This window comes from Streptomyces sp. NBC_00358 (genome assembly GCF_036099295.1).
GTDB lineage: Bacteria > Actinomycetota > Actinomycetes > Streptomycetales > Streptomycetaceae > Streptomyces.
The window spans coordinates 6,114,897-6,129,129 of the sequence record NZ_CP107976.1 but is presented as its reverse complement, the minus strand read 5'-3'; the positions used below and the strand labels follow the sequence as shown (position 1 = coordinate 6,129,129).

Here is a 14,233-nt window from a genome sequence, read left to right as displayed (position 1 = left end):
AATACTCTCGACCAGTCGATAACGTCCGGTCACCAATAGTCCCGGAACACCGCCCTGTACGTTCGCCGACAATCTCTGCACCCCCTCAACATCAGCCACATTCGTCCGTCACAGCGGAAACACAATGGTCACACTTCAGGCCGTACCAGCATAGTGCGGAGAAATCTTGTGGTACCTCTTCAAGTACTGCGAATTCAGGCGCAGCCAAGGGGGGCGAACATGAGTTCTCGTCGGACGACGACCATTACGGGATCGCTGCTCACGGCCTGCTTCTCGACCGTGATGATCCTTTCCCACACCGCCGTCGCGGACGACCAGGGACCGGGGAGCGGCAAGGGCGGAAAGGCGATGGACAAGCCGCCGGCGGGCGTGCGGGTGACCACGCTGCTGCCGGAGAAAATCTCGGTGGACAACAGTACTCAGAAGACGGCGATTACCGCCACGGTAAAGAACGAAGGGACCAAGGAAAGCGGCGATATCAGGCTGCTGGTGGTCGGCTTCGACGGCCTGAAGGTCAAGAACGTCAAAGGCTGCGCCGCCATGGCGGAAAAGGATCTCCCCACGGGATCGAACAGCGGTTTCATCTGTTCCACCGGGAATCTCGCGGCGGGCAAGTCGAAATCGTACGACGTCGACGCGACGTTCGATCCGAGCAGGACCGGAAAGATCTGCCTTCCGGTCCAGACGAGCGACGGGAAGAAGACGTACTGGCAGCAGGGTCCCGTTCCGTTCGGTACGACGAACCCGTCGCCGGACGCCCCGGCCACCCCACTGCTGCTGGGCACGGACAACAAACCCGTGGCACCGGGCGGCGACCAGTTGCCGAAGACCGGGGCCGGAACCGACGCCCTGCCGCTCGGCATGGCGGGCGCCGCACTGATGTCGGCCGGGGCGGCAGGACTGTGGTGGGTCAGCCGCAGGCCCCGGCAGGAACGCTGACCGCGGGACGCGACAGCGGTCCGGAGAACGAAGAGGCTCGCCCGGTCGGAACACGACCGGGCGAGCCTCTCGCACGGAACGACAACGGCACGGACGCGAGTGTCATCGGGCCGCCGGCCCGGTCACGTCGGCGACGTGGGTGTCACTTCTTGTCGACGAGCTTCCACGCCGTGGGCAGGACGCCCATCGCCAGGGCGGCCTTGAGGACGTCACCTATCAGGAACGGGGTGAGGCCGGCCGCGACGGCCGCGCTCGCCGACATGCCGGTGGCCAGGGCCAGGTACGGAACGCCGACCGCGTAGACGATCGCCTCGCCGAGCAGCATCGTGCCCGCCATGCGCAGGACGGAGCGGTCGGCGCCGCGGCGGGCCAGGGCGCCCACGACGGTGGACGCGAGCAGCATGCCGAGGATGTAGCCGAAGGACGGTGCCGCGGCACCGGAGCCGCCGTCCGCGAACCACGGGACGCCGACCATGCCGACCAGCGCGTACACCGCGAGCGACAGGAAGCCCCGACGCGCGCCGAGCGCCGTGCCGACGAGCAGCGCGGCGAAGGTCTGGCCGGTCACCGGCACCGGGGAACCCGGGACGGGCAGCGAGATCTGGGCGGCGAGGCCGGTGAGCGCGGCACCGCCGAGCACGAGGGCTGCGTCGCGGACGCGGGAAGCCGGAAGAAGGTCGGCGAGGACCTCGCCGGGTCGGGAGGGCGTGGCGACAGCGGTGCTCATGAGGACTCCGGCGAACGGGGTTACCCCCTTGGCTCGCGGGGAGCTCGGGGGAGGACAGGTCGGGACACGGCGACGCTATCCCAGGGGGATACGGGCGATCACCGTCAGTGCTCGACAAAGCGCGGATCACGAGCTTGGTGGGCTCCTTACAAAGAGTGCCCGGTACACCCGCCCGAAGGTGATGCTGGTCACTGAGGTGAAGTCGTTTCCGCTACGGGGCGGTTCGGGGCCGGACTGTGGAAACTCACCAAAGAGCGTTTCGCGGCGCCCGGCCTCCGCCAAGCGGTACGGGCCGGGCCGGAGGCGGGCCGGAAGGGGAACGGGCCAGGGCTGTCCGGTCCTTGGGCGTACCTGGCAGGCCGTCCGGCCAACCCCTACCCTTCACCCCATGGTTCCCCAGGCCCTGAACTTCTCGTCGCGTCGCTATGTCGACCTGCGACGCCAGGGCACTGCCACCTGTCGCCGTCCGTCCTGAGGCGGGGCGGAGCGGATCCGGCTCGCCGAGACGCGACCACAGCGGACCACACCAGACGCTCGTCCCACCCGAGGTGACGTGGCGTACGTGACGGCGCAGTACCGGACCAGCTCCCGAGGAAGAACCCCATGGCCAGTACCGTGGCACCCCCTTCGACGTCCCCGCCCTCCCCCGTACTCGACCGGCGCCGGGCCAGCGCCAGCGTGATCCTGCGGTCGGTGCTGGAGCACGGGCCGGTCGCCCGCAGCACCATCTCCCGGCTGACCGGGCTCTCCCCGGCGTCGGTGACCGACTACTGCGCCCGGTTCACCGAACGCGGCCTGATCCGGGAGGCCGCCGCGCCCCACAGGTCGGGCGGGGTCGGGCGGCCGCATCTCCCGATCGACCTGGACCACTCCCGGTTCGTGGTCGGCGGGGTACACGTGGCCGTGCCGTACACGACCGTCGCGCTGCTGGACCTGCGCGGGCGTGTCCTCGCCGAGAAGCGGCTGCGGCACGACCGCACCGAGCCGGGCCTCGTCCTCGCGAACGCCGCGGACGGGATCGCCGCCCTCCTCGCCGGAGCCCGCGGCCGGACACCCCTGGGCATCGGGGTGGCGGCCGGCGGCTGGGTCGACCCGGACTCCGGCACGATCGTGGAGCACACGCTGCTGGGCTGGCGCGACGTCGCCGTCCGGGAGGCCGTCGGGGCGCGCACGGGGCTGCCGGTCCATGTGGACGGCCACGCACGGGCGTTGGTCAACGGGGAGCGGCTGTTCGGCCGGGCCCGGGGAAGCCGGAGCGTGCTGCATCTCTTCGCCGGCAACGTGGTGGACGCCGCCTTCGCCACGCACGACCAGGTGCACTACGGGCCCCGCTCGCAGGCCGGTGCCATCGCCCATCTCCCCCTGACAGGCGGATCGGAGCGCTGCGAGTGCGGACGGACCGGGTGCCTCCAGGCCGAACTGAGCGAACGGACCCTGTGCCGGCGGGCCCGGGAGCTGGGTGTCATCGACGGCTCGAACCCCCAGCATGTGCTCACCGTCGCGGCCGAGGGCGACCCGGCGGCCGTACGGCTGCTGATGGAGCGCTCCCGGATGACCGGGCGGGCGGTACGGCTGCTGCTCGACGTGCTCAATCCGGAGACCGTCGTCGTCACCGAGATCGGTGCCGTGTACCGGGAGGACTGCCTCGGAGCGCTGCGCGAGGCGGTGGGCCCGGAGCGGGCGTCCGCGGTCCTCCCCACCAGCTTCCCGGACTCGGTGCTGGCCGTGGCGGGCGGGTCGGTGGCGCTCGACGTCCTGTACCGCGATCCGCTGGGTTCCGCGTGCTTGACCGCCCGGTGAACGCCCTCGGCCGGCGGTCCGCTCCCGCCGTCCGGGCTCCCCACCGGGAGCGAATTAATTCAGAAAGTCGGAATGTTGACAGGCCTCGTTCCCGGACAGGAGCATCAAGGGCATGAGCAGCGCGCGGGTGCAGATTCCCCTCACCAAGTGCCGTGTGGTCGACCTGATGCGGGTCGCACGCACACGTTGTTGCTGACACTTTTTCACCGGCCCCGCTGGAACGCCCGCCCGTCGGGACGCTGAGGTCCGCCCGGCAGCTTTCGCACTGGGGTCCACCCGGCGGCTTTCGCGCCGAGGCCACTCGGCAGCCGTTCGCGCCGAGGGCCACTCGGTGGACGTTCGCGCCGAGGTGACTCGGCCGCCGGTGCGCCGTCACGTGGTCGTGCCGTCGCGCGGTGGTGCCGTCAGGTCGCCGGGGCCTCTGTTCGTCGGGGCGCCGGGTCGTCACCCGGCCGCCCGGCGGCCGTCGCCCCTGGCCGGATCTTCCCTTCAGCCACGCCCCCGGCGTGTGTGTCCCGCTCTTTCGGCGCGTGTCCTCTTCCTTCCGGCTTCGCCCTGCCCGGAACTCCGCGCGCCCTCCCGCCACTTGGAATCCCCGGAGTCCTTCCATGCCACCTCTCTCCTCCTTGCCCGGCTTGTCCTCCTCGCCCGCCACCGGGTCCGGTGTCGACCGGCGCGTGTTCCTGTCCTCCCTGCTCGGTGCGGCCGCCGCGGCCGGGCTGAGCGGTTGCGCCGGCGCCAGTACGGCCGACGCCCAGTCGGGCGCGGACATATCGACGCCCCTCTCCGGCAAGGTGCCGCGGGGCACCAAGCTCTCGATCGCCTCGTACCAGGGAGTCCAGGAACTCCAGCTCAAGCTGGCGGGGCTGGGCGGGCTGCCGTTCACCGTCTCCGACTGGGTGAACATCGGCGCGGGTCCCGATGTCATCAACGCCTTCCGCGCCAAGTCCCTGGACGTCGGGAACAATGCGGGCATCCCGCCGATCCAGGCGCACTTCCAGGGCTTCGACGCGAAGATCGTCGCGATCAACATCACCCGCAAGCCCAACTACCTGTTCGCCACCAAGCCGGGCAGCGACATCCGGAACGTGGGGGACTTCAAGGGCAAGAAGCTGGCCTTCTCGCAGGGCCAGGCACAGGGTGTCGTCCTGCTGCGCGCCCTCAAGCAGGCCGGGATCGCCTACGGCGACGTGACCCTCGTACCGCTGACCAGCAACCAGTTCCTCACCGCGCTCCAGGCGGGCCAGGTGGACATCGCCCCGCTCGCCAACAGCCAGAGCCCGGCCTACCTCAAGCAGTACGGGTCCAAGGGCGCCCACACCATCGCCACCGACGTGGTGGACCTGCTCAACCTGCTGTGGGCGCCCACCTCGGTGCTTGCCGACCGCGCGAAGGCGGCCGCGGTCGCCGCGTACATCCCGCGCTGGGCCAAGGGCCAGGTGTGGGCGTACGAGCACCCCGACGCCTGGAACGAGGAGTTCTACGTCAAGACGCAGAACCTGACGCTCGCGCAGGCCAAGTCGATCACCGAACTCGCCAACAAGCCGTTGTTCCCGCCGAGTTGGGACGAGGCCGTCAAGTGGGAGCAGGAGACCGCCGATCTGCTGGCGGCGGGCGGCTTCGTGAAGGGGTTCAAGGTCGACTCGCTCTTCGACCGGCGTTTCGAGGCCATCGCGGCCAGGTCCGTACCCGCGGAATACCGGAGGTGACGGCCATGACGACCAGGACCACGACCGCTGACAGGACGGCCTCCACCGGGGCCGCGCCCTCCCCCACTGCTTCGGCCGCCACCGGGGCCGACACCGCGACCGGCACGCCCCCCACCTCGACCGGCGACGCCGGGGTCACGGCCGGGATCGACACCGGGATCGACACCGGGATCGCGGCCGAAACCGGCACCGAGCCGGCACCGACCGTGCCGGCCGGGGCCGGGGTGGCCGGAACCGCGGCTGTCGAGGACGGCGCCGTCGGGACCGGAGCGGCCGAGGGCGGGGCGGAGGGCCGCAAGGCCCGCGGGCGTCCGCGGCCCCGGCGCCGGAGTCTCGCGCCCGGTAAGCGGCTGCCCGCCTCGCGGCTCATCGGTCCGGCGCTGTTCTTCGCCCTGTGGGCCGTCGCGTCCGCCGCCGGACAACTGGATCCCGGCGCGATTCCCGCGCCCTGGACGGTCCTGCGGACGACCGGCCATCTGTGGACCGACGGCACCCTGCCCACCGATGTGCTGACCTCCCTGGAGCGCGCGGGATACGGGTTCGCGCTCGGCCTGACCGCCGGCGTCGTCCTCGCGCTGGCGTCCGGGCTCAGCCGGGTCGGGGAGGCGCTGATCGACGGGACCGTGCAGCTCAACAGGGCGATCCCGACCCTCGGTCTGATCCCGCTGTTCATCCTCTGGCTCGGTATCGGCGAGACGTTCAAGATCGCCATCATCGCGATCGTCGTCTACATCCCGATCTACCTGAACCTGCACTCCGCCCTGTCCGGCATCGACCACCGGTACGTGGAACTCGCCGAGGTCCAGGGCCTGTCGAGGATCCGTTTCGTGCGGGAGATCGTGATCCCCGGCGCGCTGCCCGGCTTCTTCGTGGGACTGCGGCTCGGGGTGACCGGCTCCTGGCTCTCGCTGGTCGTCCTGGAGCAGATCAACGCCACCAGCGGCCTCGGCTACATGATGTTCCAGGCCCAGAACTACGGCCGGACCGACATCATCCTCGTCGGCCTGCTGATCTACGGCATCTTCGGGCTCATCTCCGACAGCGCGGTTCGTCTCATCGAGCGAAAGGTGCTGTCGTGGCGACGCTCACTCAGCAACTGACCGACCGCCATGCGGTGCAACTACGCGGTCTCACCCGCTCGTTCGAGGGCCGTACGGTCCTCGACGGCATCGATCTCGACCTCCCGGCGGGCCAGTTCACCGCCCTGCTCGGGCACAGCGGCTCCGGGAAGAGCACACTGCTCCGTGCCATCGCCGGCCTGGATCACGGCGTCGCCGGGAGCGGGCGGCTCACCGCCCCGGAGCGGGTGTCCGTCGTCTTCCAGGACTCCCGGCTGCTGCCCTGGCGCCGCGTCCTCGACAACGTCCTGCTCGGTACGGAGGGCCGGGAGGCGGCCGGGAAGGGTCGCTCCGCCCTCGCCGAGGTGGGACTCGCGGGCCGCGAACGGGCCTGGCCCAACGAGCTGTCCGGCGGGGAGGCGCAACGTGCCGCCCTGGCCCGGTCGCTCGTGCGGGAGCCCGAACTGCTCCTCGCCGACGAGCCGTTCGGGGCCCTGGACGCGCTCACCCGGATCCGGATGCATGTGCTGCTGCGCGAACTGTGGGAACGCCACCGGCCGTCCGTGCTGCTGGTGACGCACGACGTGGACGAGGCGATCGTGCTGGCCGACCGGGTGCTCGTGCTCGAACACGGCCGCATCGGCCTCGACCTGGCCATCGACCGCCCGCATCCCCGCTCGTACCGCGATCCGCTGCTCGGCGAGTACCGCGAACGTCTGCTGAGCGCCCTCGGGGTGACCGAGGACGTGACAGGGACACCGGAAACGGCGGAGCCCGGCCGGCCGGCGGCACACCCCGCCGCGGAGGCGGACGCCGCGGTGACCGGTGCCGCCGGAACCGACCTGCCCGCGCGCCAGGAGGAGAAGCACCCGTGACCAGCCCGCGCCGACTCCATCTCAACGCCTTCCTGATGAACACCGGCCACCACGAGGCCTCCTGGCGGCTGCCGGAGAGCGACCCGTACGCCCATGTCGAGACGGCCCACTACGTCCGCCTCGCCCGGATCGCCGAACGCGGCACCTTCGACTCCCTCTTCCTCGCGGACGGCCCGGTCCTGTTCAACAGCGTGGGCCAACGCCCGTCCGGATCCCTCGAACCCATCACCCTGCTCACCGCGCTGGCCACCGCCACCGAACACATCGGCCTGATCGCCACCGCCTCCACGTCCTACAACTCCCCCTACAACCTGGCCCGCAGGTTCGCCTCCCTCGACCACATCAGCGGCGGCCGCGCGGGCTGGAACATCGTCACCACCGCGGGGGCGGAGGCCGCCCGCAACTTCGGTCTCGACGAGGAGCCGGCGCACGCCACCCGCTACGAGCGCGCCGCCGAGTTCCTGGACGTGGCGCTCAAGCTCTGGGACAGCTGGGAGGACGACCTGGTCGTCGCCGACAAGGCGGCCGGTGTCTGGGGCGACCCCGGCAAGATCCATCCCGCGCGCCACAAGGGGACGTACTTCAGTGTGGAGGGCCCTCTCAACGTGCCCCGCACACCGCAGGGTTACCCGCTCCTCGTGCAGGCGGGCTCGTCGGAGGACGGCAAGCGGTTCGCGGCCCGTTACGCGGAGGCCGTGTTCACCGCCCAGCAGACCCTCGCGGACGCCCAGGACTTCTACGCCGACCTCAAGTCCCGTACCGCGCGGGCCGGCCGGGACCCGGACCACATCAAGGTCCTGCCCGGCATCGTCCCGGTCATCGGCTCGACCGAGGCGGAGGCACGCGCCAACGAACGGGTCCTGGAGGACCACATCGTGTACGAGCACGGGGTGAACCGGCTGGAGCACCTGCTCCATCTGGAGCCGGGGACTCTCCGCCTCGACGCGCGGCTGCCCGCCGACCTGCCGCCGGAGAGCGCGATCGAGGGGGCCAAGAGCCGCTACACCCTCGTGGTGGAGCTCGCCCGGCGCGAGCGGCTCACCGTCCGCGAGCTGATCGGCCGGCTCGGCGGCGGGCGGGGCCATCTGACCTTCGCCGGCACGCCCGAACAGGTCGCCGACGCGATCGAGGAGTGGTTCCGGCAGGGCGCCGCCGACGGCTTCAACATCATGCCCGCCGTGCTGCCGTCCGGCCTCGACCTCTTCGTGGACCACGTGGTGCCGATCCTGCGCGACCGCGGTCTGCTCCGCCGGGAGTACGGGCCCCGGCAGACCCTGCGGGAGCGCTACGGCCTTCCGCGCCCGGCCAACCAGTACGCGATCCCGTCTCCTGACTCCGCGCCCGCCTTCGCCTCCGGACCAGAGGCCGGGTCCGGCCCGAAACCCGAACCCGCGTCCGCGTCCGTATCCGCCCTCGCCTGAACCCGCGCCCACCACTTTCCCGCAACCAGCTCCTGCACCTGCACCTGCACCTGTTCCCTGCCCGATCAGCCGATCCGAAAGGACCCGCACCCCATGGCAGACATCGAGATCCAGAAGGTCACCGCGCACATCGGTGCCCGTGTCTCCGGCGTCGACATCTCCAAGCCCCTCGACGACATCACCGCCGGCGCACTGCGTACCGCCCTCAACCAGCACAAGGCGCTGGTCTTCGACGACGTCGACCTGGACGACGAGGGCCAGCAGGCCTTCGCCCGCCACTTCGGTGACCTCACCACCGCGCACCCGACCGTGCCCGCCGTGGACGGCGCCCCGAACGTACTGCCCGTCGACAGCGAGCGGGGCCGCGCCAATCACTGGCACACCGACGTGACCTTCGTGCTCAACCCGCCGCAGGCCAGCACCCTGCGCAGCATCACCGTCCCGCCGTACGGCGGGGAGACGCTCATCGCCAACTCCGCGGCCGCCTACCGCGATCTGCCCGAGCCGCTCCGCGCGCTCGCCGACACCCTCTGGGCCGAGCACACCAACGACTACGACTACGCGGTGCCGGACGAGAGCATCGACGAGGAACAGGCCGCGCAGCGTGCCCAGTTCACGTCCATCAAGTTCCGCACCGTCCACCCGGTCGTCCGGGTCCATCCGCTGACCGGTGAACGCGGCCTGTTCATCGGCGGGTTCGCGCAGCGGATCGCCGGGCTGTCGGTGGGCGAGTCCCGCAAGATCCTGGACCTGCTGCAGGCGTACGTCACCCGGCCCGAGAACGTCCTGCGCTGGCGCTGGTCCCCGAACCAGCTGGTCCTGTTCGACAACCGGATCACCCAGCACTACGCGATCGACAACTACGACGGACTGCCGCGCCGTCTGCACCGTGTGACGGTCGCCGGTGACGTGCCGGTCGGGATCGAGGGCAAGGAGAGCCACTCGATCACGGGCGACGCCTCGCACTACACCTCGGTGGCCTGACCGCTCGTGTGACGCACGGCGTCACGAGGAGGGCCCCCGCGCGGCACGCGCGGGGGCCCTCCCGTCACGGCGCGCACGGCACGTTGAGCGAGAGCAGGGCGGCCGATCCGTCCTCCAGCCGGAGTTCGGTGATCGCCGCGTTGGGCAGGCTCGGCAGGACCCGGCGGTACTCGCCCAGCGGTACGGACAGCATGGAGCAGAGCACGAGGCGCAGCAGGGTGTTGTGCGCGACGACCAGCACCCGTTCGCCCCGGTGGGCCGCGGCGATGCGGCGCAGGGCGCGCGTTCCCCGGGCCGCGGCGGTGCGCGGGTCCTCCGCCTCCGGGAAGGGGTACGACACCGGATCGGCCCGGTACGCCTTGGCGCGGGCGGGGTTCTCGGCCTCGAACTCGGCGAGCGTACGGCCCTCCAGTACCCCGAAGTCGCATTCGCGCAGGGCTGGTTCACGCTGTGCGGCGAGTCCGAGGGCGCGGCACGCGGGTTCGGCGGTGGCGACGGCACGGGTCATGGTCGAGGTCCAGATCGCGTCGACCGGGTGCGCGACGATCCAGCGGCCGAGGGCTTCCGCCTGGGCTCGGCCCTCGTCGGTGAGGGAGATGTCGCTCACGCCGGCGTAGCGGTTCTCCGCGTGCCGGACGGTCTGGCCGTGCCGGGCCAGGAGGAGGGTCGTACTGCGGCTCGTTGTACTCATGACGCCGCAGTATCCAGGTCGAGGCGGGCCCGTGTGTGCGCCGCGAGCGGACCCGGGAGCAGGCCGCGCCGCTCCGGTTCGCCGAAGAACCGGGCGTACGGGCCGGTGACCGTTTCCCGCCCACCGCCGGCCCCGTGAGCGCATACGCTCGCGGGGCCGGCGTTCGGCACCCGGATGCTTCTCGCCCTGTCCCGTCCGTGCTCGCGCGGACCGTTCTCACACGGAGGTGTCGCCGTGGATGTGCGCTGCCCGAACTGCGGAGGACCATTGCAGACGTTCCGCAAGCTCACCAAGGACGAGAAGGACCTGGTGCGACGGATCAGGCGGGTGGACGACCCGGCCGCCTACCACCGCTGCACCCGTCCGGGATGCCGCCGCTTCCAGCGCTGGAGCAACTGGCGCGACGGCGACAACTTCCCCGAGCCCAAGGCCACGTGACTACAGGTTGCTGAAGTCCGGTCCCGCCGTACGCGTGCGCTTGATCTCGTAGAAGCCCGGCACCGAGGCGACCAGGAGCGTGCCGTCCCAGAGTTTGGCGGCCTCCTCGCCCTTGGGGGCCGGGGTGACGACCGGGCCGAAGAACGCGAGCTGCTCGCCGTCGGCGCCGGGGACGGCGATGACCGGGGTGCCGACGTCCTGGCCGACCTTCTCGATGCCCTCCTTGTGGGAGGCGCGCAGCTCGGCGTCGAACTCGAAGTCGTCCTGGTCGGCGTAGTCGATCAGGTCGGCGGGCAGGCCGACCTCTTCGAGGGCGCCGGCTATCGCCTCCTTGGTCGGGCCCGCGCCGTCGTTGTGGAAGCGGGTGCCGAGCGCGGTGTACAGCGGGCCGAGGACGTCGTCGCCGTGCTTCTGCCAGGCGGCGGTGACCACCCGGACGGACTGCCACGCCGTGGTCGCGAGCATCTCGCGGTAGTGGTCGGGAAGCTCGTCCAGCTTGGGCTCGTTCAGTACGGCGAGGCTCATGATGTGCCAGCGGACCTCGATGTCGCGGACCTTCTCCACTTCCAGCACCCATCGCGAGGTCATCCAGGCCCAGGGGCACAGCGGGTCGAACCAGAAGTCGACGGGGGTCTTGCCGGAACTGGTCTGAGCGGTCTGCTCGGGCATGGCTCTCCTCGGAACGCGGTGTTTCCCGTGGCAACACCGGCACGCGCCCGCGTCATTCCCGCGTGTCCGTGCGATTCCGGCGGGTCCGAGGGATTCCCCTGTGTCTGCGCCGTCGCAGCGCCCGCCGTAAGGAGCACATGGCAGGATCGGCCCTGTTCGCACATGTCTATGACGCCATGAGGGAGTGCCGCCGTGCCCGGTGAGAACCTGTCCCGCGACGAGGCCCAGGAGCGGGCGGCACTGCTGTCCGTCGACAGCTACGACGTCTTCCTCGACCTGCGCTCGGCCGTCGGGGAGACGGAGCCCGGCCGGGCGGCCGGCGAGCCCCGCACCTTCCGCTCGGTCACCACGCTCCGCTTCCGCTGCGCCGAGCCGGGCGCGGCGAGCTTCGCCGACCTGATCGCCCCGCGTGTGACGGCCGTCTCACTCAACGGCCGGGACCTCGACCCGGGCGAGGTCTTCGACGGCTCCCGGATCCGGCTGGAGGACCTCGCGGCCGAGAACGAGCTCGTGGTGGACGCCCAGTGCGCGTACTCCCGCACCGGCGAGGGCATGCACCGCTTCGTCGACCCGGAGGACGGCGAGGTGTATCTGTACACGCAGTACGAGCCCGCCGACGCCCGCCGCGTCTTCGCGAACTTCGAGCAGCCCGACCTCAAGGCGCCGTACCGCTTCGAGGTGCAGGCCCCCGAGGGCTGGACGGCCTGGAGCAACGGCGCCGGTGAGCTCACGGACGGTGTCTGGAGGTTCGCCGAGACGAAGCCGATCCCGACGTACATCACGGCGGTCGTGGCGGGCCCGTACCACTACGTGACGGACTCCTACTCCCGCACCTTCGACGACGGTACGAAGCTGGAGATCCCGCTCGGCGCGATGTGCCGCAAGGGCCTGGCCCCCCACTTCGACGCCGACGACGTGTTCCTGGTGACCAAGCAGGGCCTGGACTTCTTCCACGACCACTTCGACTACCCGTACCCGTTCGGGAAGTACGACCAGGCGTTCGTGCCCGAGTACAACCTCGGCGCGATGGAGAACCCGGGGCTGGTCACCTTCCGCGAGGAGTACATCTTCCGCGGCAAGGTGACGCAGACGTCGTACGAGGCGCGGGCGAACGTCATCCTGCACGAGATGGCGCACATGTGGTTCGGCGACCTGGTCACCATGGTGTGGTGGGACGACCTGTGGCTCAAGGAGTCCTTCGCCGACTTCATGGGCACGTTCGCGAACGTCGGCGCGACCCGCTTCACCGACGCCTGGATCACCTTCGCCAACCGCCGCAAGGCCTGGGCGTACCGCGCGGACCAGCTGCCGTCCACGCACCCGATCACGGCCGACATCCGCGATCTGCAGGACGCCAAGCTGAACTTCGACGGCATCACCTACGCCAAGGGCGCCTCCGTCCTGAAGCAGTTGGTGGCCTACGTCGGACAGGACGCCTTCCTGGAGGGCGCCCGCCGCTACTTCAAGCGGAACGCGTACGGCAACACGCGCCTGGACGACCTCCTTTCGGTGCTGGCGGAGACCAGCGGCCGGGACATGGCCGCCTGGTCCCGGTCCTGGCTGGAGACGGCGGGCGTCAACTCCCTCACCCCGCAGGTGATCCTGAGCTCCGAAGGACGCGTCACCGAGTTGGCGGTCGTCCAGGAGGCCGCCGAGTCCCATCCCGAACTGCGCCCGCACCGGGTGGCCGTGGGCCTGTACCGGCGCCGGACGCTGGGCGAGGGAGGGGACGGCTCGCTCGTCCGCTACGCGCGCGCCGAGGTGGACGTGGACGGGCCGCGCACGGTCGTCGCCGAACTCGTCGGCGCGGAGGCCCCCGAGCTCGTCCTCGTCAACGACGACGACCTGACGTACTGCAAGATCCGCTTCGACGAGGGCTCGCTGGCCACGCTGCGGGAGGCGCTCGGCGAGATGGCCGACCCGCTCGCCCGCGCCCTGTGCTGGTCCGCGCTGTGGAATCTGACGCGCGACGCGATCGTGCCGGCCCGGGACTTCATCGGTCTGGTGCTGCGTTTCGCGGGCCGCGAGTCCGACATCGGCGTGCTCCAGATGCTGCACGCCTGGGCGAACTCCGCGCTCGTCCACTACGTGGCCCCCGAGTGGCGCGCGCAGGGCGGACGACTGCTCGCCGAGGGCGCGCTGAAGGAGCTCCGGCTCGCCGAGCCGGGCGGCCAGCACCAGCTCGCCTGGGCCCGCTTCTTCGCCCATGTCGCCACCACAGAGGCCGATCTCCAGCTCCTCCAGGGCCTGTTGGAGGGAACGGCCAAGATCGACGGACTGGAGGTCGACCAGGAGCTGCGCTGGGCGTTCCTGGAGCCGCTGGCCGCTCGGGGGGCCGCCGACGAGTCCGTCCTCGCGGCCGAACTCGCCCGCGACGACACGGCGTCCGGCAAGCGGCACCAGGTCCGCTGTCTCGCCGCCCGCCCCTCGGCGGCGGTCAAGGCCCAGGCCTGGGCGGCCGTCGTGGAGTCCGACGCGCTGTCCAACGCCCTGGTCGAGGCGACCATCGCCGGTTTCGCCCAGCCGTCCCGGCGGGACCTGCTCGCGCCGTACACCGCCAAGTACTTCGCCGTGATCGGCCGCGTCTGGGACGAGCGGTCCATCCAGATCGGCATGGACGTGGTCAGCGGCCTGTTCCCCTTGCTCCAGGACTCCCCGGACACCTTGGAGGCGACGGACGCCTGGCTGGCGGCGCACGAGGACGCGCCGCCCGCGCTGCGCCGGCTGGTGCTGGAGGCGCGGGACGATCTGGCGCGGGCGCTGCGCGGGCAGGCCTGCGACATCGCCGCGGCGGGCTGACAGCCGCCCGCCTCCACGCGGACCACCCCAGAGGGCACCGGCGCCGTCCGCGGCCGGTGCCCTCTCCGCGGTGGGCTGATCCGATACGCGAGCCGGTGAACCGATCACCTGCGCGCGTCGGTT

12 protein-coding genes are annotated in these 14,233 nt (G+C 71.1%); 9 read left to right on the top strand and 3 right to left on the bottom strand.

The genetic code is table 11. The features are described from left to right. The first annotated feature begins 219 nt into the window (after positions 1-219). Positions 220-939 (top strand): LPXTG cell wall anchor domain-containing protein, encoded by a 720-nt coding sequence (locus OHT01_RS26090; RefSeq protein WP_328558267.1) that lies wholly within the window; start codon positions 220-222, stop codon positions 937-939. A 142-nt stretch (positions 940-1,081) separates the two neighbouring features. Here OHT01_RS26090 and OHT01_RS26085 read toward each other — a convergent pair whose 3' ends face one another. Beyond that, entirely contained in the window at positions 1,082-1,666 is a 585-nt protein-coding gene (locus OHT01_RS26085) for a biotin transporter BioY (RefSeq protein ID WP_328555547.1), read from the bottom strand. 603 nt (positions 1,667-2,269) lie between these two features. Between OHT01_RS26085 and OHT01_RS26080 the strand changes: the two genes are divergently transcribed. The 6 genes from OHT01_RS26080 to OHT01_RS26055 all read left to right on the top strand — a co-directional run bounded on the left by OHT01_RS26080 (position 2,270) and on the right by OHT01_RS26055 (position 9,513). Beyond that, entirely contained in the window at positions 2,270-3,466 is a 1,197-nt protein-coding gene (locus tag OHT01_RS26080; protein WP_328555546.1) for an ROK family transcriptional regulator, read from the top strand. 608 nt (positions 3,467-4,074) lie between these two features. Further along, the gene (locus OHT01_RS26075) at positions 4,075-5,175 is read left to right on the top strand and encodes an ABC transporter substrate-binding protein (protein ID WP_328555545.1); all 1,101 of its coding nucleotides are present in this window, start codon (positions 4,075-4,077) and stop codon (positions 5,173-5,175) included. A gap of 224 nt (positions 5,176-5,399) precedes the next feature. Beyond that, positions 5,400-6,275, top strand: coding sequence for an ABC transporter permease (locus OHT01_RS26070; protein ID WP_328558266.1), 876 nt, complete (start codon positions 5,400-5,402; stop codon positions 6,273-6,275). Next, positions 6,251-7,108, top strand: coding sequence for an ABC transporter ATP-binding protein (locus tag OHT01_RS26065; RefSeq protein WP_328555544.1), 858 nt, complete (start codon positions 6,251-6,253; stop codon positions 7,106-7,108). Before OHT01_RS26070 ends, OHT01_RS26065 begins: the two co-directional genes overlap by 25 nt. Continuing rightward, the gene (locus OHT01_RS26060; protein WP_328555543.1) at positions 7,105-8,529 is read left to right on the top strand and encodes an LLM class flavin-dependent oxidoreductase; all 1,425 of its coding nucleotides are present in this window, start codon (positions 7,105-7,107) and stop codon (positions 8,527-8,529) included. Before OHT01_RS26065 ends, OHT01_RS26060 begins: the two co-directional genes overlap by 4 nt. A 93-nt stretch (positions 8,530-8,622) precedes the next feature. Then, positions 8,623-9,513, top strand: a complete 891-nt coding sequence (locus tag OHT01_RS26055) for a TauD/TfdA dioxygenase family protein (protein WP_328555542.1) — start codon at positions 8,623-8,625, stop codon at positions 9,511-9,513. Positions 9,514-9,577: 64 nt separating this feature from the next. On the opposite strand, the gene OHT01_RS26050 is transcribed toward OHT01_RS26055, so the two are convergent. After that, the gene (locus tag OHT01_RS26050) at positions 9,578-10,204 is read right to left on the bottom strand and encodes a histidine phosphatase family protein (protein ID WP_328555541.1); all 627 of its coding nucleotides are present in this window, start codon (positions 10,202-10,204) and stop codon (positions 9,578-9,580) included. 234 nt (positions 10,205-10,438) lie between these two features. On the opposite strand from OHT01_RS26050, the gene OHT01_RS26045 reads away from it, so the two are divergent. Continuing rightward, the gene (locus tag OHT01_RS26045; RefSeq protein WP_328555540.1) at positions 10,439-10,642 is read left to right on the top strand and encodes a hypothetical protein; all 204 of its coding nucleotides are present in this window, start codon (positions 10,439-10,441) and stop codon (positions 10,640-10,642) included. Here the strand turns inward: OHT01_RS26045 and OHT01_RS26040 are convergent, their stop codons facing one another. Next, positions 10,643-11,311 (bottom strand): mycothiol-dependent nitroreductase Rv2466c family protein, encoded by a 669-nt coding sequence (locus OHT01_RS26040; RefSeq protein WP_328555539.1) that lies wholly within the window; start codon positions 11,309-11,311, stop codon positions 10,643-10,645. It lies immediately after the preceding gene. A 192-nt stretch (positions 11,312-11,503) separates the two neighbouring features. Between OHT01_RS26040 and pepN the strand changes: the two genes are divergently transcribed. Beyond that, on the top strand, positions 11,504-14,110 hold the full coding sequence (gene pepN / locus OHT01_RS26035; RefSeq protein WP_328555538.1) for an aminopeptidase N: 2,607 nt from the start codon (positions 11,504-11,506) through the stop codon (positions 14,108-14,110). Positions 14,111-14,233: the final 123 nt, after the last annotated feature.

Excerpts from the sequence above, each read along its gene's own strand:
- OHT01_RS26055 (WP_328555542.1), top strand. The coding sequence starts at position 8,623 with ATGGCAGACATCGAGATCCAGAAGGTCACCGCGCACATCGGTGCCCGT.
- OHT01_RS26040 (WP_328555539.1), bottom strand. The coding sequence starts at position 11,311 with ATGCCCGAGCAGACCGCTCAGACCAGTTCCGGCAAGACCCCCGTCGAC.
- OHT01_RS26090 (WP_328558267.1), top strand. The coding sequence starts at position 220 with ATGAGTTCTCGTCGGACGACGACCATTACGGGATCGCTGCTCACGGCC.
- OHT01_RS26085 (WP_328555547.1), bottom strand. The coding sequence starts at position 1,666 with ATGAGCACCGCTGTCGCCACGCCCTCCCGACCCGGCGAGGTCCTCGCC.
- OHT01_RS26050 (WP_328555541.1), bottom strand. The coding sequence starts at position 10,204 with ATGAGTACAACGAGCCGCAGTACGACCCTCCTCCTGGCCCGGCACGGC.
- OHT01_RS26075 (WP_328555545.1), top strand. The coding sequence starts at position 4,075 with ATGCCACCTCTCTCCTCCTTGCCCGGCTTGTCCTCCTCGCCCGCCACC.
- OHT01_RS26080 (WP_328555546.1), top strand. The coding sequence starts at position 2,270 with ATGGCCAGTACCGTGGCACCCCCTTCGACGTCCCCGCCCTCCCCCGTA.